Genomic DNA, 19,304 nt, shown 5'->3' with positions numbered 1-19,304 from the left:
GCGGGTCGGACCGCGCCTCCGAGGTGGTCCGATGCCGTGTCCGTGAGGTGACCGGCCCCCTGCCCCGGGGTACTTTCGCAGGCATGGCAGGCACCACGCACACCGTGACCAACCAGCCCCCACCCCTGATCGGCTACGACGTCTACGGCGCCGACCGTGCGCTGAGGGCGGCCGTCGAGCGGCACCTCGATGCAGCCCTGCTCGACGAGGTGCACGGCGAGCTGTCGGCGCTCGGCCGGGCCTGCGGCTCCGCGCAGGTGCAGGAGTGGGGCGCCCAGGCCAACGAGAACCCGCCCCGGCTGCGCACCCACGACCGCCACGGCCACCGCGTCGACGAGGTCGAGTTCCATCCGGCCTGGCACCGGCTGCTGGGCAAGGGCGTCTCCGCGGGCCTGACCGCCGCCTGGGTCCGCCCCGGCGGACATGTCCGGCGCGCGGCGGCCTTCCTGCTGTGGACCCAGGTCGACGCGGGCAACTGCTGCCCCCTGTCGATGACCCACGCGGCGGTCCCCGCCCTGCGCACCGACCCGGATCTGGCGGCCGAGTGGGAGCCGCGGCTGACCTCCATGGTCTACGACCGGGAGCTGCGGCCCGCCCACCTGAAGGCGGGGGCCCTGTTCGGGATGGGCATGACCGAGAAGCAGGGCGGCAGCGACGTCCGGGCGAACACGACGTCCGCCCACCCCCTGCCCGACGGCGAGACCTACGAGCTCACCGGCCACAAGTGGTTCTGCTCCGCCCCCATGTCGGACGGCTTCCTGGTCCTCGCGCAGGCGCCGGGCGGACTCACCTGCTTCCTCGTCCCCCGGGTCCTGGAGGACGGCACCCGCAACCCGTTTCTCCTCCAGCGCCTCAAGGACAAGCTCGGCAACCGCTCCAACGCCTCGTCCGAGGTCGAGTTCGACCGGACCTGGGCCCGCCGCGTCGGCGACGAGGGGCGCGGGGTCCGCACCATCATCGAGATGGTCGCCGCGACCCGGCTCGACTGCGTGCTGGGCTCGGCGGGCCTGATGCGCCAGGCCGTCGCCCAGGCGATCCACCACTGTGCCCACCGCGAGGCCTTCGGCGGCAGACTCCTCGACAAGCCGCTGATGCGCAACGTCCTCGCCGACCTCGCCGTGGAGTCCGAGGCCGCGACCACCCTCGCCCTGCGGCTCGCCGCCGCCTACGACACGGACGACGAGCAGGAACGGGCCCTTCTCAGGATCGCGGTCCCGGCAGCCAAGTACTGGATCACCAAGCGCTGCACCCCGCTGACCGTCGAGGCCGCCGAGTGCCTGGGCGGCAACGGCTACGTCGAGGAGTCGGGCCTGCCCCGTCTGGTCCGCGAGTCACCGCTCAACTCCGTCTGGGAGGGCGCGGGCAACATCCAGGCCCTGGACGTCCTGCGCGTCCTGCGACGAGAACCGCAGGCCCTGAACGCCTACCTCCTGGAGATCGGCGAGACCCGGGGTGCCGATCACCGCCTGGACGCGGCGACCAAGGGCCTCTTCACCGAACTGGCCGACCTGGAGGGCGTCGAGGGCCGGGCCCGCCATCTGACGGAGCGCCTCGCGCTCGTCCTGCAGGGCTCCCTGCTGGTCCGCCACGCGCCCCCGGAGGTGGCCGACGCGTTCTGCGCGTCCCGACTGGGCGGCGACGCCGGATCGGCCTTCGGCACCCTGCCCGTCGGCCTGGACCTGGCGTCGGTGGTGGAGCGGGCCCGGCCGGTGCACTGACCGGTTCGCACGGGAACGCGTGAACGGGGGTGGTGCTGCGCCGACACGGCACCACCCCCGTTGTGGCCCTCGGAGGCCGAAGAACACCGCTGCGAGACGGCGTTCGACCAAGTTTCAAACAAGCCGGGGTCCACCACCAGGGTTGCAGGGGGTTGCAACTTCCTGGCGTCTGTGGGCGGACTGTGTTCCTCTTCGAGGCACGACCGGCACTATGAGACAGACAGTCAATGGACCCGGGACCGGGAGGACCAGTGCCGCTCTCGCCGACGCATGTGACCCACCTAGCCACCGTGGACACGGCACGTGCAGCCCGGGTACTGAACGACATCCGCTCCGCCGCCCTGTCCGGCCGGCGCGCGCCCATCGCCCCGCGTCCCGTCATCGAGGAGTCGTGGAGCCGTATGCTGCGCGGCGGCGTCGATCCGGACCACGACTTCCGGTCGGGTCTGCTGCCCCCCGAGGAGGTGCAGCGGCGCCGGGAGAGCACCCCGCTGCGGCACGTCCTGCCGGTCCTGCGGGAGGGCCTGCTGTCGGTCGCGGACGTCGCCCACCACATCATGGTCGTCGCCGACGAGGACGGCCGTGTGCTGTGGCGGGAGGGCAGCTCCCCCGTGCTGCGCAAGGCCGACGGCACCGGCTTCGAACTCGGGGCCGACTGGCGGGAGAACGTCGTGGGCACCAACGGCATCGGCACCCCGGTGGTGGTGCGCCGCCCCGTGCAGGTCTTCGCCTCCGAGCACTTCGTGCGCTCGCAGACCTCCTGGACCTGCACCGGAGCCCCCATCAAGGATCCGCGCGACGGCCGGCTGATCGGCGTGGTCGACGTGAGCGGCCCCCTGGACACCATGCACCCGGCGACGCTCGCCTGGGTCGACTCGGTGGCCAAGCTCGCCGAATCACGGCTGCGCGAGCTGCATCTGACCTCGCTGGAGCAGTTGCGGGCGGTGGCGGCGCCGGTGCTCTCCCGGCTCGCCGGCCGGGCCCTGGTGGTGGACCGGGACGGCTGGACGGCGGCGGTGACCGGAATGCCGTATCCGAACCGGATCGCGCTGCCCAAGTCGCCGTCGCCGGGCCGCCGATGGCTGCCGGCGCTCGGTCTGTGCGCGCTGGAGCCGCTGGCGGGCGGCTGGTTGATCCGTGCCGCCGACGAGCCGGAGCAGCAGGGCGTGACCCGGATCGTGCTCGACCTCGCGCATCCGCGCCGCTGGACGGTGACGGTGTCGGGCGGCGCGGGCACCTGGAGTCACGAACTGAGTCCCCGGCACGCCGAGTTGCTCTATCTGCTGGCCCTGCACCGCTCGGGCCGCAGCGCGGCGGGCCTGGCGCAGGACATGTTCGGCGATCCGGCACGCACGGTGACCGTGCGTGCCGAGATGTCCCGGGTACGGCGGTATCTCGGGGCGTTCCTGGAACACCGGCCGTATCGTTTCTGCGAGGAGGCGGAGGTCGAGGTGCTGCTGCCCGACGACCCGGGCGACCTGCTGCCGCACTCGACGGCCCCGGCGGTGCTCGGGGCCCGCGCCACCGCCCGGACCGAGTGAAAACCCTCGATCTGGGCGCATCTTCCGCATAATTGCAGGGTCTTCGTCCCCATCGGTGCCTTACTGCCGTAGCATCCCTCTACGGGCCACACCCCACCTGCTCCTCGGTCAACGTACAGATCATCAGGCGCAGTTGGCCCGCCTCGGGAGGACGGTATGAAGCAACGTGGCAGACACCGCAGGCGGAAGCGCGGCCAAGCCCTGCGCGCCTTCCTCGCCGGGACCGCCCTCGCACTGACCGCCGCGGCCACCCTGATCAGCGCCTCGCAGGCCACGGTCGCCGCGAATCCCGGGACCCTGAAGCCGCTCACCTCGGCCGCCGAGACCGCCTCGCTGCGCCTCAAGGAGTCCCAGGTCCCGCCGGGGGCCCTCGAGCGGCTCTCCTCCGCGATGGGGCGTCCGGTCGGTGTCTCCGCCGTCCTCGACTCGGCCGACCGGCCCCTGGGCGACGCGATCGACTGCACGCCCGGCGAGCGCAGGGCGCTGCCCCTGGAGCCGACGGCCACCGCCGCGTACTGCTGGGACTCCGCCGACACCCGGTCCTGGCGGGCCGGGGCGGTCACGACCTCCGGGGACGCCGACGACGACGGCCTGTGGGGCGCCAACCGCGTGATCCTCTCCGCGTGGAGCCGCACCGGCACCGCGGCGGACGACGGGGGCCTGGCCCGGGTCGCCTTCGTCGACGCCAACGACCTGAACCGGCTCACCTACTCCTGGGTCCTCCTCGCCGTCCCGGTCGACGACGGACGCGACTTCCGCGGCCTCGTCTCGCAGGTCTCCGGGATGGTCTGGTACCAGAACAAGCTGCTGGTCACCGCGAGCGGCGACGGCGGCGACGCGCTGTACGTCTACGACATGAACCGCATCCAGCGGGCCACCGTCGACAGCGGCGCGATCGGCAGGGTCCGCGGCGGCTGGTCGGCGCACGGCGCCCAGTGGGTCCTGCCCGCCGTCGGCTCCTACCGGCTGACCGCAGACGCGGGCGCCGCCCGCCCCGACTACCTCTCGCTGGACCGCACCACCGCACCGGACAGCCTGGTCGCGAGCGAGTGGATCTCCGGGGACGGCGACGCGGGCACCCGTCTGTGGCGCTACGACTTCAGCGGCGACCCAGGCCGCTCCGGCCTCCTGGCCACGGACACCGGCGGGTACGCGCGCCCGGCCGAGGTCTATGTCACGAAGGCCTCGGGCTCCGGCCCCGTCCTGTCGCACGACTCCGAGTGGTACCTGGGCCGCGCGGCCGAGACGGAGGGCGACCACGGCACGCTCTGGCGCCAGAACACCTCGAACCCCGCGAAGACCACCCGCTGCGGCACGGACGAGACCCGCAGCTGCTGGAGCGGGGAGTCGGAGTCGCTGTCGTACTGGGAACAGACGGGCGACGTGTGGTCCCAGTCGGGCAGGGTGCTCTTCGCACTGCCGCTGGCCTCGATCGACAGATCTCTGGGATAGATGATTCCCTGACCGGCATGCCGAACATCCCCGTGACCACCTGGTCCCTGGAACAGACCGCGCCCACCGACCTCCTGGCGGCCGAGCCGCCGGAGGGCGACGTCCGCGTCCACCGCGCGGAAATCCCCTCCCCCGAGTTCAGCCGCTTCCTCTACGCCTCCGTGGGCGGCGACATCCGCTGGACCGACCGGCTCTCCTGGACGTACGCGCGGTGGCGGGAGCACCTGGAGCGGCCGGGCGTTGAGACCTGGGTGGCGTACGACCAGGGCACTCCCGCCGGATACGTCGAGCTGGAGCCCCAGGACGACGGTGTCGTGGAGATCGTCTACTTCGGCCTGCTCCCGGCCTTCCGCGGCCGGCGGATCGGCGGCCACCTCCTCTCGTACGGCACGGCCCGCGCCTGGGACCTCGCGGACCGCTGGCCGGGGCTGACGGACACCAAGCGGGTCTGGCTGCACACCTGCTCCAAGGACGGCGAGCACGCGATGGCCAACTACCAGCGCCGTGGCTTCCAGCTCTTCGACACCAAGGTCGAGGAGGAGCCGGAGGTGCCCGCTCCGGGTCCCTGGCCTGGGGCGTACCCGGCCTGACCTGCGGGAACAAGAGGTCCCGCGATCTTTGTGACCAACGACACCCTTATCTCGCCTGTCGAGACAAGGGTGTCCACATGGCGGATAAAGCTGGACTGTGTCCAGATCGCCGTGACACGCTTCCGTCATGTCTGGAACTGGAATTGCCTTGGTGAGTCGGCGGCACGTCGACCTCGGCCGCATGTCCAGCGCCATCTGTCCGGTGCGCTGACGAGCCGCAGCGTCACCCGACACATCCTCTCGTTCTCCTCCCCGCGCAATGACGCGCAGGTATACCCATGCGCCCGTACGCGCAGGTAAGAGCCGCTTTCCGCCTGTCCCGAAGGACGTAGAACCATGGCCGCCACCCCGCAGAACCCTGCTGCCGCAGCGCCCCGCCGCAAGGTGAGCCGTCACCGCGGCGAGGGTCAGTGGGCCGCGGGGCACCACACCCCGCTGAACGGCAACGAGCAGTTCAAGAAGGACGACGACGGTCTCAATGTGCGGACACGCATTGAGACGATCTACTCGAAGCGCGGCTTCGACTCGATCGACCCCAACGACCTGCGCGGCCGGATGCGCTGGTGGGGGCTCTACACCCAGCGCAAGCCCGGGATCGACGGCGGCAAGACCGCGATCCTGGAGCCGGAGGAGCTGGACGACAAGTACTTCATGCTGCGGGTGCGGATCGACGGCGGACGCCTCACCACCCAGCAGCTGCGCGTGATCGGCGAGATCTCCGAGGAGTTCGCCCGCGGCAGCGCGGACGTCACCGACCGGCAGAACATCCAGCTGCACTGGATCCGCATCGAGGACGTCCCGGAGATCTGGAACCGCCTGGAGGCGGTCGGGCTGTCCACGACCGAGGCCTGCGGTGACACCCCGCGCGTGATCATCGGCTCGCCGGTCGCCGGCATCGCCGAGGACGAGATCATCGACGGCTCCTGGGCCGTCGACGAGATCCACGAGCGGTACATCGGCAGCAAGGAGTTCTCCAACCTGCCCCGCAAGTTCAAGACGGCGATCTCCGGCTCCCCGCTCCTGGACGTGGTCCACGAGATCAACGACATCGCGTTCGTCGGTGTCGAGCACCCCGAGCACGGCCCCGGCTTCGACCTGTGGGTCGGCGGCGGACTGTCCACCAACCCCAAGCTCGGTGTGCGGCTCGGCGCCTGGGTGCCGCTGGAGGAGGTCCCGGAGGTGTGGGCCGGCGTGGTCGGCATCTTCCGTGACTGGGGCTACCGGCGGCTGCGCACGCGTGCCCGGCTGAAGTTCCTCGTCGCCGACTGGGGGCCGGAGAAGTTCCGCCAGGTCCTGGAGGACGACTACCTGGAGCGCAAGCTCGTCGACGGTCCCGCGCCCGCCGAGCCCTCGGGCCGCTGGCGCGACCACGTCGGCGTGCACCGCCAGAAGGACGGCCTGTTCTACGTCGGTTTCGCCCCGCGCGTCGGTCGCGTCGACGGCGCCACCCTCACGAAGATCGCCGAGGCCGCCGAGGCGCACGGCTCGGGCCGGGTCCGGACCACCGTCGAGCAGAAGATGATCATCCTCGATGTCGAGGAGGCGCAGGTCCAGCCGCTGGTCGAGGCCCTGGAGGCGCTCGACCTCACCGCCAAGCCCTCCTCGTTCCGGCGCGGCACCATGGCCTGCACCGGCATCGAGTACTGCAAGCTCGCCATCGTCGAGACCAAGGCGCGCGGCGCGCAGCTGATCGACGAACTGGAGCGCCGGATCCCGGACTTCGACGAGCCGCTCACCATCAACCTCAACGGCTGCCCGAACGCCTGCGCCCGTATCCAGGTGGCGGACATCGGTCTCAAGGGCCAGCTGGTCCTGAACGACCGGGGCGAGCAGGTCGAGGGCTACCAGGTGCACCTGGGCGGCGCACTCGGCCTGGAGGCCGCGTTCGGCCGCAAGGTGCGCGGCCTGAAGGTCACCGCCGAGGAGCTGCCCGACTACGTCGAGCGCGTCCTGAAGCGGTTCCAGGCCGAACGCGAGGAGGGCGAGCGCTTCGCCGCCTGGGCCTCCCGGGCGTCCGAGGAGGCACTGTCGTGAGCGAGCGGGCCGCCCCCTTCTACTGCCCCTACTGCGGCGACGAGGACCTGCGCCCGTCCGAGCAGGGTCACGGCGCGTGGGAATGCGCGGCGTGCAACCGCGCATTCCAGCTGAAGTTCCTCGGGCTGCTCGCCCGGGGCCTTCAGTCCAACGACGCAGGGGGAGACGAGATATGACCGCGGTTCAGGAAGAACGCACGACCGACGAGCTCAAGGCGCTCGCCGAGCAGGCGGGCCGCGACCTGGAGGACGCCTCCGCGCTGGAGATCCTCCAGTGGGCGGTCGACACCTTCGGCAAGCGCTTCTGCGTGACCTCCTCGATGGAGGACGCGGTGGTCGCACACCTCGCGTCCCGGGTCCTCAAGGGCGTGGACGTCGTCTTCCTCGACACGGGCTACCACTTCGAGGAGACCATCGGCACCCGCGACGCGGTCGAGGCCGTGATGGACGTCAACGTCATCACGCTCACCCCGCGCCAGACGGTCGCCGAGCAGGACGCCGAGTACGGCCCCAAGCTGCATGACCGCAACCCCGACCTGTGCTGCAAGCTGCGCAAGGTCGAGCCGCTGGAGCGGGGCCTGAAGGACTACGTGGCCTGGGCGACCGGCCTGCGCCGCGACGAGTCCCCCACCCGGGCCAACACCCCGGTCGTCGGCTGGGACGAGAAGCGGCAGAAGGTCAAGATCTCCCCGATCGCCCGCTGGACCCAGGACGACGTGGACGCCTACGTCCAGGAGCACGGCGTCCTCACCAACCCCCTGTTGATGGACGGCTACGCGTCCGTCGGCTGCGCCCCCTGCACCCGCCGCGTCCTGGAGGGCGAGGACGCGCGCGCCGGCCGCTGGGCCGGGCGTGCCAAGACCGAGTGCGGGCTGCACGGATGACCGCCACCGACAAGGAGTTGCACGTGACGACCGGAGCCACCGTCTGGCTCACGGGTCTGCCGAGTGCCGGCAAGACCACCATCGCGTACGAGCTGGCCGGCCGGCTGCGCGAGGAGGGCCACCTCGTCGAGGTGCTCGACGGCGACGAGATCCGCGAGTTCATCTCCGCGGGCCTCGGCTTCAGCCGCGAGGACCGGCACACCAACGTGCAGCGCATCGGCTTCCTCGCCGAACTGCTCGCCCGCAACGGAGTCAAGGCGCTGGTCCCGGTCATCGCGCCCTACGCCGACAGCCGTGAGGCGGTGCGCAAGCGCCACCAGGAGAGCGGCGCCGCCTACCTGGAGATCCATGTGGCGACTCCGGTCGAGGTGTGCTCCGTACGCGATGTGAAGGGTCTGTACGCCAAGCAGGCCGCGGGCGAGCTGTCCGGGCTGACCGGGGTCGACGACCCCTACGAGGAGCCCGAGTCGCCCGACCTGCGGATCGAGTCGCAGAACCAGACCGTGACCGAGTCCGCGACCGCGGTCCACGCGCTGCTCACCGAGAGGGGACTGGCATGACGACGACCGTTGCCCAGGTGGCGGAGGGTACGGACGCTCCGTACGCCCTGTCCCACCTGGACGCTCTCGAGTCCGAGGCCGTGCACATCTTCCGTGAGGTGGCGGGTGAGTTCGAGCGGCCGGTGATCCTGTTCTCCGGGGGCAAGGACTCGATCGTCATGCTGCACCTGGCGCTGAAGGCGTTCGCCCCGGCTTCCGTGCCGTTCTCGCTGCTGCATGTGGACACCGGACACAACTTCCCCGAGGTCCTTGAGTACCGCGACCGTGTGGTGGCCGCCCATGGGCTGCGCCTGCATGTGGCCTCCGTACAGGACTACATCGACCGCGGTGTGCTCAAGGAGCGTCCCGACGGGACCCGCAACCCGCTCCAGACGCTCCCCCTGACCGAGAAGATCCAGGCGGAGAAGTTCGACGCCGTGTTCGGCGGCGGCCGCCGGGACGAGGAGAAGGCCCGCGCCAAGGAGCGTGTGTTCTCGCTGCGGGACGAGTTCTCGCAGTGGGACCCACGCCGCCAGCGCCCGGAGCTGTGGAACCTGTACAACGGCCGCCACGCCCCCGGCGAGCACGTCCGGGTCTTCCCGCTGTCCAACTGGACCGAGCTGGACGTCTGGCAGTACATCGCCCGCGAGGGCATCGAGCTGCCGGAGATCTACTTCGCCCACGAGCGCGAGGTGTTCTCGCGCAGCGGCATGTGGCTGACCGCCGGCGAGTGGGGCGGGCCCAAGGACGGCGAGAGGGTCGAGAAGCGGCTGGTGCGCTACCGGACCGTCGGGGACATGTCCTGCACGGGCGCGGTCGACTCCGACGCGGTGACGCTGGAGCAGGTCATCACCGAGATCGCCGCCTCCCGGCTCACCGAGCGCGGTGCGACCCGCGCCGACGACAAGATGTCCGAGGCCGCGATGGAAGACCGCAAGCGCGAGGGGTACTTCTAGACATGAGCACGACCACTTCCGAGGTGCTCTCGGAGACGACCCTGCTGCGCTTCGCCACCGCGGGCTCCGTCGACGACGGCAAGTCCACGCTGGTCGGACGGCTGCTGCACGATTCCAAGTCGGTCCTCACCGACCAGCTGGAGGCCGTCGAGCGGGTTTCGGCCTCCCGCGGCCAGGACACGCCCGACCTCGCGCTGCTCACCGACGGTCTGCGGGCCGAGCGCGAGCAGGGCATCACCATCGACGTCGCCTACCGCTACTTCGCCACGCCGAAGCGCCGGTTCATCCTCGCCGACACCCCCGGCCATGTGCAGTACACCCGCAACATGGTGACGGGTGCCTCCACGGCCGAGCTGACGGTGATCCTGATCGACGCCCGCAACGGCGTCGTGGAGCAGACCCGCCGGCACGCGGCCCTCGCCGCGCTCCTGCGCGTCCCGCACGTGGTGCTCGCGGTCAACAAGATGGACCTGGTCGACTACGCCGAGCCCGTCTTCGCCGCGATCGCCGAGGAGTTCACGGCGTACGCGCTCGAACTGGGCGTCCCCGAGGTCACCGCGATCCCGATCTCCGCGCTCGCCGGGGACAACGTGGTGGAGCCGTCCGCGAACATGGACTGGTACGGCGGCCCGACCGTCCTGGAGCACCTGGAGACGGTCCCGGTCACCCACGACCTGAGCCACTGCCACGCGCGTCTGCCGGTGCAGTACGTGATCCGGCCGCAGACCGCCGAGCACCCCGACTACCGGGGTTACGCCGGTCAGATCGCCGCCGGTTCCTTCCACGTCGGCGAGCAGATCACGGTGCTGCCCTCGGGGCGTTCCACGAGGATCGCCGGCATCGACCTGCTCGGCGAGCCGGTCGACGTCGCCTGGACGACCCAGTCGGTGACGATCCTCCTGGAGGACGACATCGACATCTCGCGCGGTGACCTGCTGGTGCCCAGCAAGGACGCCCCGCCGACCACCCAGGACATCGAGGCGACCGTCTGCCACGTCGCCGACGCCCCGCTGACGGTCGGCCACCGGGTGCTGCTCAAGCACGGCACCCGCACGGTCAAGGCGATCGTCAAGGACATCCCGTCCCGGCTCACGCTCGACGACCTGTCCCTGCACCCGCACCCGGGACAGCTCGTCGCGAACGACATCGGCCGGGTGAAGATCCGTACCGCCGAGCCGCTGCCCGTCGACTCCTACTCCGACTCGCGGCGCACCGGCTCGTTCATCCTCATCGACCCGAACGACGGCACCACGCTCACCGCGGGCATGGTCGGCGAGTCGTTCGCGTCCCCGGAGCCCGTCAAGGACGCGTCCGAGGACGACGGGTGGGACTTCTGACATGAACTCCACCGACTACTGGTCCACGTTCGCGAAGGAGGGCGGCCGCGTAGGCAGCGGCGCGCTCGGCAGCGGGCAGGGCGGGGTGGCGCGATGTGTGCGCTGACGTACGCGCACCGCTTGCGCGCCCCGTCCCCCCACAGCCGTAGACGCAGACCTGCCGACCTCCCGGCCACGACCTGAGAGACCGTGACCGCCGGGCCTCCGAGAGGAACACCTCCCGTGCCTGCTTCATCCGCTCTTCGCCGCTCCTTCGCGGTCATCGCCGCGCTCCCGCTTCTCACCCTCGCCGCCTGCGGCTACGGCTCCGAGGCGAAGGACACCGACACCGCCAAGGTCGCCGCCGGGGCCAAGAAGATCGACGGACTGGACTCCGTCAAGATCGGCTACTTCGGCAACCTGACCCACGGCACCGCGCTCGTCGGGGTCGACAAGGGCTTCTTCCAGAAGGAGCTCGGGGCCACCAAGGCCTCGTACGCGACCTTCAACGCCGGCCCGTCCGAGATCGAGGCCCTCAACTCCAAGTCGATCGACATCGGCTGGATCGGCCCGTCCCCGGCGATCAACGGCTACGTCAAGTCGGGCGGCAAGAGCCTGAAGATCATCGGCGGTTCGGCCTCCGGCGGTGTGAAGCTGGTCGTCAACCCGGACAAGATCAAGTCCCTGAAGGACGTCAAGGGCAAGAAGATCGCGACGCCTCAGCTCGGCAACACGCAGGACGTGGCGTTCCTCAACTGGATCGCCGACCAGGGCTGGAAGGTCGACGCGCAGAGCGGCAAGGGTGACGTCACCGTCGTCCGCACGGACAACAAGATCACGCCGGACGCCTACAAGTCCGGTTCCATCGACGGCGCCTGGGTGCCGGAGCCGACCGCGTCGAAGCTGGTCGCCGAGGGCGGCAAGGTGCTGCTGGACGAGTCGTCGCTGTGGCCCGACAAGAAGTTCGTGATCACGAACATCATCGTGCGCCAGGACTTCCTCAAGGAGCACCCGAAGGCGGTCGAGGCCGTCCTGAAGGCGTCGGTGGAAGCCAACAAGTGGATCAACGCCAACCCGGACGAGGCGAAGGCGGCGGCCAACAAGCAGCTGGAGGCCGACTCCGGCAAGGCGCTCAAGCCCGAAGTCCTGGACCCGGCCTGGAAGTCGATCCAGTTCACCGACGACCCGCTGGCCGCCACCCTCAACACCGAGGCGGAGCACGCGGTCAAGGCCGGTCTGCTGGAGAAGCCCGACCTGAACGGGATCTACGACCTCACGATCCTCAACAAGGTCCTCAAGGCCGACGGCGAGCCCACGGTCGACGCCGCCGGTCTCGGCACCAGCTGATCCCGTTCCCCGAAGAGTTCCCAGGAGGTGACGACCATGGCCACGACCACGACACTCGCCAAGGCCGACGAGTCCGTCGAGTACGCCGCACGCCTCGATCACGTTTCGAAGTCCTTCGCGGGACCGGGTGGACAGCAGCTCGTCCTGGACGACGTCAGCATCGATGTCGCTCCGGGCGAGTTCGTCACCCTCCTGGGAGCCTCGGGCTGCGGCAAGTCCACGCTGCTGAACCTGGTGGCCGGCCTCGACAGGCCGACCGCCGGGTCCATCACGACGGACGGCCGCCCCGCCCTGATGTTCCAGGAGCACGCCCTCTTCCCGTGGCTGACCGCGGGCAAGAACATCGAACTCGCCCTGAAGCTCAGGGGAGTTCCCAAGCCCGAGCGGCGCGGCAAGGCCGAGGAGCTGCTCGAACTGGTCCGGCTGAAGGGCGCGTACGGCAAGCGCGTCCACGAGCTGTCGGGCGGTATGCGCCAGCGCGTGGCCCTGGCCCGCGCGCTGGCGCAGGAGAGCAACCTGCTGCTGATGGACGAGCCGTTCGCGGCCCTCGACGCCATCACGCGGGACGTGCTGCACGACGAGATCACCCGGATCTGGACGGAGACCGGGATCTCTGTCCTGTTCGTCACGCACAACGTGCGCGAGGCGGTACGGCTCGCGCAGCGGGTGATCCTGCTGTCCTCCCGGCCGGGCCGGATCGCGCGCGAGTGGACGGTCGACATCCCGCAGCCGCGCCGCATCGAGGACGCGCCCGTGGCCGAACTGGCCCGTGAGATCACCGAAGAACTGCGTGGGGAGATCCGCCGTCATGGCCAGCACTGACACGACACCGGCCCAGGACGCCGGGAGCGTAGAGGCGGGCCTCGACGCACTGGAGACCCAGGTCACCGGCCGCCCGACCCTCCGGCAGACCCTCGTCGGCAAGATCCTGCCGCCGGTCATCGCGCTCGCGGTGGTCCTCGCGGTCTGGACCCTGCTCTACCCGGTCGTCGACGACCCGTCCAAGCTGCCCTCGCCGGCGGCCGTGGGCTCCACGTTCAAGGAGGCCTGGCTCCAGGGCGATCTGCTCGGCTACATCTGGACCAGCGTCTCGCGCGGTCTGCTGGGCTTCTTCTTCGCCCTGCTCATCGGCACCCCGCTGGGTCTGATCGTGGCCCGGGTGAAGTTCATCCGCGCGGCCATCGGCCCGATCCTGTCCGGCCTGCAGTCGCTGCCCTCGGTGGCGTGGGTGCCGCCGGCCGTGATCTGGCTGGGCCTGAACAACTCCATGATGTACGCGGTGATCCTGCTCGGCGCGGTCCCCTCCATCGCCAACGGCCTGGTGTCCGGCGTCGACCAGGTGCCGCCGCTGTTCCTGCGGGCCGGCCGCACGATGGGGGCGACGGGCGTCAAGGGCATCTGGCACGTCACCCTGCCGGCCGCGCTGCCCGGCTATGTCGCGGGCCTCAAGCAGGGCTGGGCGTTCTCCTGGCGCTCGCTGATGGCCGCGGAGATCATCGCCCAGTTCCCCGACCTGGGCGTGGGCCTCGGCCAGTTGCTGGAGAACGGCCGCACCAACAGCGACATGGCGATGGTGTTCGAGGCGATCCTGCTCATCCTGTTCGTCGGCATCGCGATCGACCTGCTGATCTTCAGCCCGCTGGAGCGGTGGGTGCTGCGCAGCCGCGGTCTGCTGGTGAAGGGCTGAGTCCCATGAAGCCCGTCCTCCTGGTCATCGCCCACGGCAGCCGCGACCCGCGGCACGCCGCGACGGTGCACGCTCTGGTGCGCAGGGTGCGCTCGCTGCGCCCGGACGTACGGGTGGAGACGGGCTTCCTGGACTTCAACCTCCCTTCCGTGCAGGGGGTGTTGGAGTCCCTGGCGGCCGAGGGCGTCCGTGACGTCGTGGCGCTGCCGCTGCTGCTGACGCGGGCGTTCCACGCGAAGGCGGACATCCCCGCGGTCCTCCGGGAGGCGCCGCCGCGGCTGCGCATCCGGCAGGCGGAGGTGCTGGGGCCGTCCCCGCTGCTGCTGTCGGCGCTCGAACGGCGCCTGTACGAGGCGGGGTTGACGCCCGCCGACAAGTCCTCGACCGGGGTCGTGCTGGCCTCGGCGGGGTCCACCGACCCGGAGGCGATCGCAGTGATCGCTGACATCGCGCGGGAGTGGCGGCACACCGGTTGGTGCGCCGTGCGGCCTGCGTTCGCCTCCGCGGCCCTGCCCCGCACCGAGGACGCGGTGCGCGAACTGCGGGCTCTCGGCTGCGCGAAGGTCGCCGTGGCGCCGTACGTCCTCGCCCCCGGGTTCCTGCCCGACCGCATCGCGCGGGGCGCGGCACAGGCGGACGTGCTCGCGGACGTGCTCGGCCCCGCGCCGGAGGTGGCGCGAGTGCTGCTGCGGCGGTACGACGCGGCGGCGGCGCGGGGGCTGCTGCGGCTGACGGTGAGCGCGTAGGCGCTACTCCTGGGCAGCCGCCACCGCCTCCTCGGCCAGCCGTGCCAGCTCCCCCACCGGCAGCGACCCGGCCGCCCTGCGCTCGCGGGCGAAGGTGTTGGCCAGGCCCTGGAGAAGTTCGTTCAGCGGCGTCGGGACGCCGTGCAGGCGGCCCAGGAGGACGATCTCACCGTTGAGGTAGTCGGTCTCGATGGTGCCGGTGGCGCGGGCGAGGGACTGCCAGGAGGAGCCGCCGACCGGGACGCCGTCGAGCGGGACGGCGGTGACCTTGTCGCCGCGGGTCGTCCGCTGTTCCTCGACGCTCGCGTAGGGGATCCCGGCCGCGTCGAGCACCGCCTCGCCCTCGGCACGCACCCGGCGGCGCAGGGACCTGCTGTCCGCCCCGCCGTCGTCGGGGCCGCTCAGCGCCATCAGGGCGTTGCCGAGGTTGGTCAGCAGCTTGGCGTACTGCCAACGCGTCACGTCCGCCACGACCGGCGCCTCGAACCCGGACTTCTCCAGGTCGGCGGCGATCCGGTGCAGGATCTCGTCGGTGCCGTGCGGGTGCCGGCCGAGGTGCAGCATCCCGGTGAGCGGGGCGCAGGCGGCGCTGACGACACCGGGTTCCACGAAGCTCGCCGGCAGCCAGACGCAGACGCCGTACACGTGCCGGAACCGGCGCAGGGCCATGCGCTGCCCCTCCACGCCGTTCTGCGCGCACAGCAGCGGCAGCCGCTCGGCCGCCGTGCCACCGCCCTCGACCGGGGCCCGGCCCCACGCGTCGAGGGCGCCTTCCGTGTCCTGGGTCTTCACGGCGAGCACGAGCACGTCGTCGGCGCGCAGGGCGCCCAGCGCGGCCGGCCCGTCCACGACCGGGAGCCGGTGGGTGAACTCGCCCTCCGGCACCCTCAGCCGCAGTCCGCCGGCCTTGAGCGCCGCGTGGTGGGCGCCCCTCGCGACCAGGACGACCTCGTGCCCGGCCCCCGCGAGCCGCCCGCCGACGGCACCGCCGACCGCTCCTGCCCCGATGATGACGTAGCGCATGGGAGGAGCCTCGCACACCGTCAGGGTGCGAACGGCGTCGCCTGGTGGAAGTACAGCAGCCACCCGCCGGACGTATGCCGCCACAGTGAACTGCGGTGCGCCCGGCTGCCGTTGTGCTCGGTCTCGAAGGTGAGGTGGACGACGTCCGGCGCGAGCCGGACCCCCTTCATCCCGGATGCCACGATCGGGGCGGCCTCCCGGTCCGTGGCCCCGGCGAGGGCGGCGATGATCGACACCCGGTCCCAGTGCCGCCCGGACGCGCCGAACTCGTGGAACTCGGGGTGCAGCAGCGCGCCCACCTGCTCGGGCGAGGCGCGGACCTCGGGGTCGAGGAGACGCAACTCGCCCCGGACGGCGGCCTCCACGGCGGGGTCGCGGTCACTCACCCGTCATCTCCACCAGCTTGACGACGGTGTTCCAGTTGCGGCTGGTGGCGATCACGCCCTTGTTCAGCCGGGGCTTGGACAGGTGCTCGGCGAGCTTGGAGCGGCCGAGGCCGTTCGGGGCGTAGAGGTACAGGGCGCGGTCGCCGAGGCGGAACTCCTCGGGGAGGTGTGCGGCTTGGTCGATCTCCGCGAAGCGGTCCTCGTCGACGGGGGCGGAGAAGTAGGTGACGTGCAGCTGCTTGCCTTCCAACTCGGCAGCTGGAAACGGGCAGTTGTCGGCGACGGCCTTGAGGTAGGCGTGGTCGCGGACGATCACGTCGACGGTGAAGCCGAAGCGCTTCTCGATCGCGTCCGTGAGCTCGGCGGCCAGGGAGTCCTCGTCGCCGTGGTCGGCCGTGAACACTGCCTGGCCGCTCTGGAGGTAGCTGCGTACACCGTCGTGGCCGAGGCCTTCCATCAGCGTGCGCAGGTCGGCCATGGGGACCTTCCTGCTTCCGCCGACGTTGATTCCGCGCAGCAGCGCCGCGTACGTCGTCGTCATACGCACACCCTAGGACGGCGCTCCCCCGGACCCCGATCACCGCCCCGCACAAGGTCCATTAGATGTAAGGGTCACGATCCTCCCCAGTACGGAGGCCGCGCGGTCCCTTGGGAGGAGCCGGTGGCCCCCGCACTTCACCGGACAGCACGACGAGAGAGGTTTATCCAGCTCATACCTTCGAAGCGAGAGGTGGCGGCAGGGGGCTGCCACCGCTTTTGAGGGGGCAAGCCCGTCATGGGGAACGGAGACACAAGGGTGCGTGGCCTGGCCGCCAGGGCCGGCGGCTGGAGCGCACGGCACCGATGGGCTGCCGTCGGCATCTGGGTGCTGTTCGTCGTCCTGGCCATGGGACTCGGCTCGGCGGCCGGCCGGGTCGACGTCAAGGACAGCGACCAGCTGAAGGGCGAGACCCACACCGCCGCGAAGATCATCGAGGACGCCGGGATCGAGGAGCCCGCCGGCGAGACGGTGCTGATCCAGGCCAAGGGCGCCGGCGGCAAGGCAACCGACGCCGACTTCAGGGCCGCCGTCGCCGCGGTGATGAAGGCGGTCGAGGGCACCGGCAAGGTCACGGACGTGACGTCGCCGTACGACACGAACACGATCTCGAAGGACGGCCGCAGCGCGCTCGTGCAGTTCGACATGCGCGGCGAGGCGGACACCGCCGGTGACCGGGTCGAGCCGGTGCTGAAGGCGGTCGAGGGAGTGCAGAAGGAGCACGGGTCGCTGCGGATCGAGGAGATCGGCGGCGCCAGCATGATGAAGACGTTCTCCGACGCGTTCGGCGACGACTTCGAGAAGGCCGAGCTCTCCGCGGTCCCGGTGGCCCTCGGCATCCTGCTCATCGCCTTCGGCGCGCTGGTCGCGGCCCTGCTGCCGGTGCTGCTCGCCGTCAGCGCGATCATGGCGACGATGGGCCTGATGGGCATCGTCAGCCATGTGATGCCGATGAGCGACACCGCCAACTCGGTGATGCTGCTGGTCGGTCTGGCCGTGGGCGTCGACTACTGCCTGTTCTACCTGCGCCGTGAGCGCGAGGAGCGGCAGGCCGGACGGGACTCGCAGACCGCGCTGAGGATCGCGGCGGCCACCAGCGGCCGCGCGATCATCGTCTCCGGTGTCACGGTGTGCGTGGCGATGGCGGGCATGCTGTTCACCGGGCTCGCCGAGTTCGAGGCGATGGGCCTGGCCTCGCTGATGGTCGTGGCGGTCGCCATGGTCGGTTCCGTGACCGTGCTGCCCGCGCTGCTGTCGCTCCTTGGCGAGCGGGTCGAGAAGGGCAAGATCCCCTACCTGCACCCGGAGAGCCGGCTGCGCCGCAAGCGGGCCGGCAACCGGGAGAGCCGGTTCTGGACCGCCGTGCTGAAGGGCGTCCTCGCCAAGCCGGTCGTCTCGGTCGTGGTCGCGGCCGGCGCACTGCTCGCCATCGCGGCACCCGCGCTCGGCATGAAGACCCAGAACCTCACCCTGGACCAGGAGTTCGGCGACTCGCTGCCGATCGTGCAGACGTACAACCGGGTCAACGACGCCTTCCCCGGCGGTTCCGAGCCGGCCGAGGTGGTCGTCAAGGCCGCCGACATCAACTCCCCCGAAGTCACCGGTGCGCTGGCCGAGTTCAAGGAGCGGGCGATCTCCTCGGGCGCCTCGCGCGGCCCGGTCGAGATCAAGCTGCACGACGCGCAGAACCTCGCCTTCGTGTACGTCCCGCTGGTGGGCGGCTCCGACTTCGACAAGGCCGGTCAGAGCCTGGACAAGCTGCGCGACGAGGTGCGTCCGGCCACGCTCGGCAAGGTCGACGGTCTTCAGGCGCCGATCACCGGACAGGTCGCGGGCTCCAAGGACTTCAACGACCAGCTGACCGGAGCGGTCGTCCCGGTCTTCGCGTTCGTCGTGGTCTTCGCCTTCGTGCTGATGCTGCTGTCGTTCCGCTCGCTGACCGTCGCGATCACCTCGATCGTGCTCAACCTGCTGTCGGTGGGCGCCGCCTACGGCATCCTCGTCGCGGTCTTCCAGCACGGCTGGGGGGCGTCCCTGGTGGGCGCCGAGGGGGTCGGCGCCATCATCACCTGGCTGCCGCTGTTCCTCTTCGTGATCCTGTTCGGTCTGTCGATGGACTACCACGTGTTCGTGGTCTCGCGGATCCGCGAGGCGCGACTGCGGGGCCGTACGACGAAGGACGCGATCCAGCACGGCGTGGTCACCACGGCCGGTGTCGTCACCAGTGCCGCCGTCATCATGGTCGCCGTGTTCGCGATCTTCGGAACGCTGTCCATGCAGTCCATGAAGCAGATGGGTGTGGGCCTGGCGGCCGCGGTGCTCATCGACGCGACCATCATCCGGGGCGTGCTGCTCCCGGCGGTCATGGCGCTGCTCGGCGAGCGCAACTGGTACCTGCCGAAGTGGCTGAACCGGCTGCCCGACCTCACCCACGACGAGGCCGCGGACGCCGTGGTGGCGCCCGCGGCACGGGACGACGAGGGTGAGCCGCTGAGGGTCTGAGCCCTCTGCACGGCGAGGCTGAACCCCCTTTTACCGAGGGCCCGTT

18 protein-coding genes are annotated in these 19,304 nt (G+C 70.8%); 15 read left to right on the top strand and 3 right to left on the bottom strand.

All coding sequences use genetic code 11. The features are described from left to right. The first annotated feature begins 83 nt into the window (after window positions 1-83). The 14 genes from IOD14_RS11715 to IOD14_RS11645 all read left to right on the top strand — a co-directional run bounded on the left by IOD14_RS11715 (window position 84) and on the right by IOD14_RS11645 (window position 14,809). The gene (locus tag IOD14_RS11715) at window positions 84-1,718 is read left to right on the top strand and encodes an acyl-CoA dehydrogenase family protein (protein WP_123992348.1); all 1,635 of its coding nucleotides are present in this window, start codon (window positions 84-86) and stop codon (window positions 1,716-1,718) included. A 251-nt stretch (window positions 1,719-1,969) separates the two neighbouring features. After that, on the top strand, window positions 1,970-3,259 hold the full coding sequence (locus IOD14_RS11710; protein WP_123992347.1) for a GAF domain-containing protein: 1,290 nt from the start codon (window positions 1,970-1,972) through the stop codon (window positions 3,257-3,259). A 156-nt stretch (window positions 3,260-3,415) separates the two neighbouring features. After that, complete coding sequence (locus tag IOD14_RS11705; protein WP_123992346.1) at window positions 3,416-4,711, top strand: hypothetical protein; 1,296 nt, start codon at window positions 3,416-3,418, stop codon at window positions 4,709-4,711. Between the two features lie 17 nt (window positions 4,712-4,728). After that, entirely contained in the window at window positions 4,729-5,301 is a 573-nt protein-coding gene (locus tag IOD14_RS11700) for a GNAT family N-acetyltransferase (RefSeq protein ID WP_123992345.1), read from the top strand. Between the two features lie 336 nt (window positions 5,302-5,637). Beyond that, window positions 5,638-7,335, top strand: a complete 1,698-nt coding sequence (locus tag IOD14_RS11695; protein WP_212670198.1) for a nitrite/sulfite reductase — start codon at window positions 5,638-5,640, stop codon at window positions 7,333-7,335. After that, window positions 7,332-7,511, top strand: coding sequence for a hypothetical protein (locus tag IOD14_RS11690; RefSeq protein WP_123992343.1), 180 nt, complete (start codon window positions 7,332-7,334; stop codon window positions 7,509-7,511). The genes IOD14_RS11695 and IOD14_RS11690 overlap by 4 nt, the downstream gene beginning before the upstream one ends. Further along, window positions 7,508-8,218 (top strand): phosphoadenylyl-sulfate reductase, encoded by a 711-nt coding sequence (locus IOD14_RS11685; protein ID WP_123992342.1) that lies wholly within the window; start codon window positions 7,508-7,510, stop codon window positions 8,216-8,218. The genes IOD14_RS11690 and IOD14_RS11685 overlap by 4 nt, the downstream gene beginning before the upstream one ends. Continuing rightward, complete coding sequence (gene cysC / locus IOD14_RS11680; protein WP_280845299.1) at window positions 8,215-8,778, top strand: adenylyl-sulfate kinase; 564 nt, start codon at window positions 8,215-8,217, stop codon at window positions 8,776-8,778. Before IOD14_RS11685 ends, cysC begins: the two co-directional genes overlap by 4 nt. Next, a complete protein-coding gene (gene cysD, locus IOD14_RS11675) occupies window positions 8,775-9,713 on the top strand; it encodes a sulfate adenylyltransferase subunit CysD (RefSeq protein WP_123992340.1) in 939 nt (312 codons plus the stop codon). Before cysC ends, cysD begins: the two co-directional genes overlap by 4 nt. A gap of 2 nt (window positions 9,714-9,715) precedes the next feature. Then, on the top strand, window positions 9,716-11,050 hold the full coding sequence (locus IOD14_RS11670; protein WP_123992339.1) for a GTP-binding protein: 1,335 nt from the start codon (window positions 9,716-9,718) through the stop codon (window positions 11,048-11,050). 222 nt (window positions 11,051-11,272) lie between these two features. Then, entirely contained in the window at window positions 11,273-12,376 is a 1,104-nt protein-coding gene (locus tag IOD14_RS11660) for an aliphatic sulfonate ABC transporter substrate-binding protein (protein WP_123992338.1), read from the top strand. A 36-nt stretch (window positions 12,377-12,412) separates the two neighbouring features. Then, complete coding sequence (locus IOD14_RS11655) at window positions 12,413-13,198, top strand: ABC transporter ATP-binding protein (protein ID WP_123992337.1); 786 nt, start codon at window positions 12,413-12,415, stop codon at window positions 13,196-13,198. Then, window positions 13,185-14,063, top strand: coding sequence for an ABC transporter permease (locus IOD14_RS11650; RefSeq protein WP_212670197.1), 879 nt, complete (start codon window positions 13,185-13,187; stop codon window positions 14,061-14,063). Before IOD14_RS11655 ends, IOD14_RS11650 begins: the two co-directional genes overlap by 14 nt. 5 nt (window positions 14,064-14,068) lie before the next feature. Next, window positions 14,069-14,809: a sirohydrochlorin chelatase gene (locus IOD14_RS11645; RefSeq protein ID WP_212670196.1), complete on the top strand. Its 741-nt coding sequence runs from the start codon at window positions 14,069-14,071 to the stop codon at window positions 14,807-14,809. Between the two features lie 3 nt (window positions 14,810-14,812). On the opposite strand, the gene IOD14_RS11640 is transcribed toward IOD14_RS11645, so the two are convergent. From IOD14_RS11640 to IOD14_RS11630, 3 genes are read right to left on the bottom strand one after another with little or no spacing between them, the layout of a single operon-like run. Further along, window positions 14,813-15,832: a 2-dehydropantoate 2-reductase N-terminal domain-containing protein gene (locus IOD14_RS11640; RefSeq protein ID WP_212670195.1), complete on the bottom strand. Its 1,020-nt coding sequence runs from the start codon at window positions 15,830-15,832 to the stop codon at window positions 14,813-14,815. A gap of 20 nt (window positions 15,833-15,852) precedes the next feature. Beyond that, window positions 15,853-16,218: a DUF4440 domain-containing protein gene (locus tag IOD14_RS11635; RefSeq protein ID WP_212670194.1), complete on the bottom strand. Its 366-nt coding sequence runs from the start codon at window positions 16,216-16,218 to the stop codon at window positions 15,853-15,855. Further along, window positions 16,211-16,759 (bottom strand): DUF1697 domain-containing protein, encoded by a 549-nt coding sequence (locus IOD14_RS11630; protein WP_212670193.1) that lies wholly within the window; start codon window positions 16,757-16,759, stop codon window positions 16,211-16,213. Before IOD14_RS11630 ends, IOD14_RS11635 begins: the two co-directional genes overlap by 8 nt. Window positions 16,760-16,993: 234 nt before the next feature. Between IOD14_RS11630 and IOD14_RS11625 the strand changes: the two genes are divergently transcribed. Beyond that, a complete protein-coding gene (locus tag IOD14_RS11625; RefSeq protein WP_212670192.1) occupies window positions 16,994-19,258 on the top strand; it encodes an MMPL family transporter in 2,265 nt (754 codons plus the stop codon). Window positions 19,259-19,304: the final 46 nt, after the last annotated feature.

It is taken from the genome of Streptomyces sp. A2-16 (genome assembly GCF_018128905.1).
GTDB lineage: Bacteria > Actinomycetota > Actinomycetes > Streptomycetales > Streptomycetaceae > Streptomyces.
This window is presented reverse-complemented; position numbering and strand designations above follow the sequence as displayed.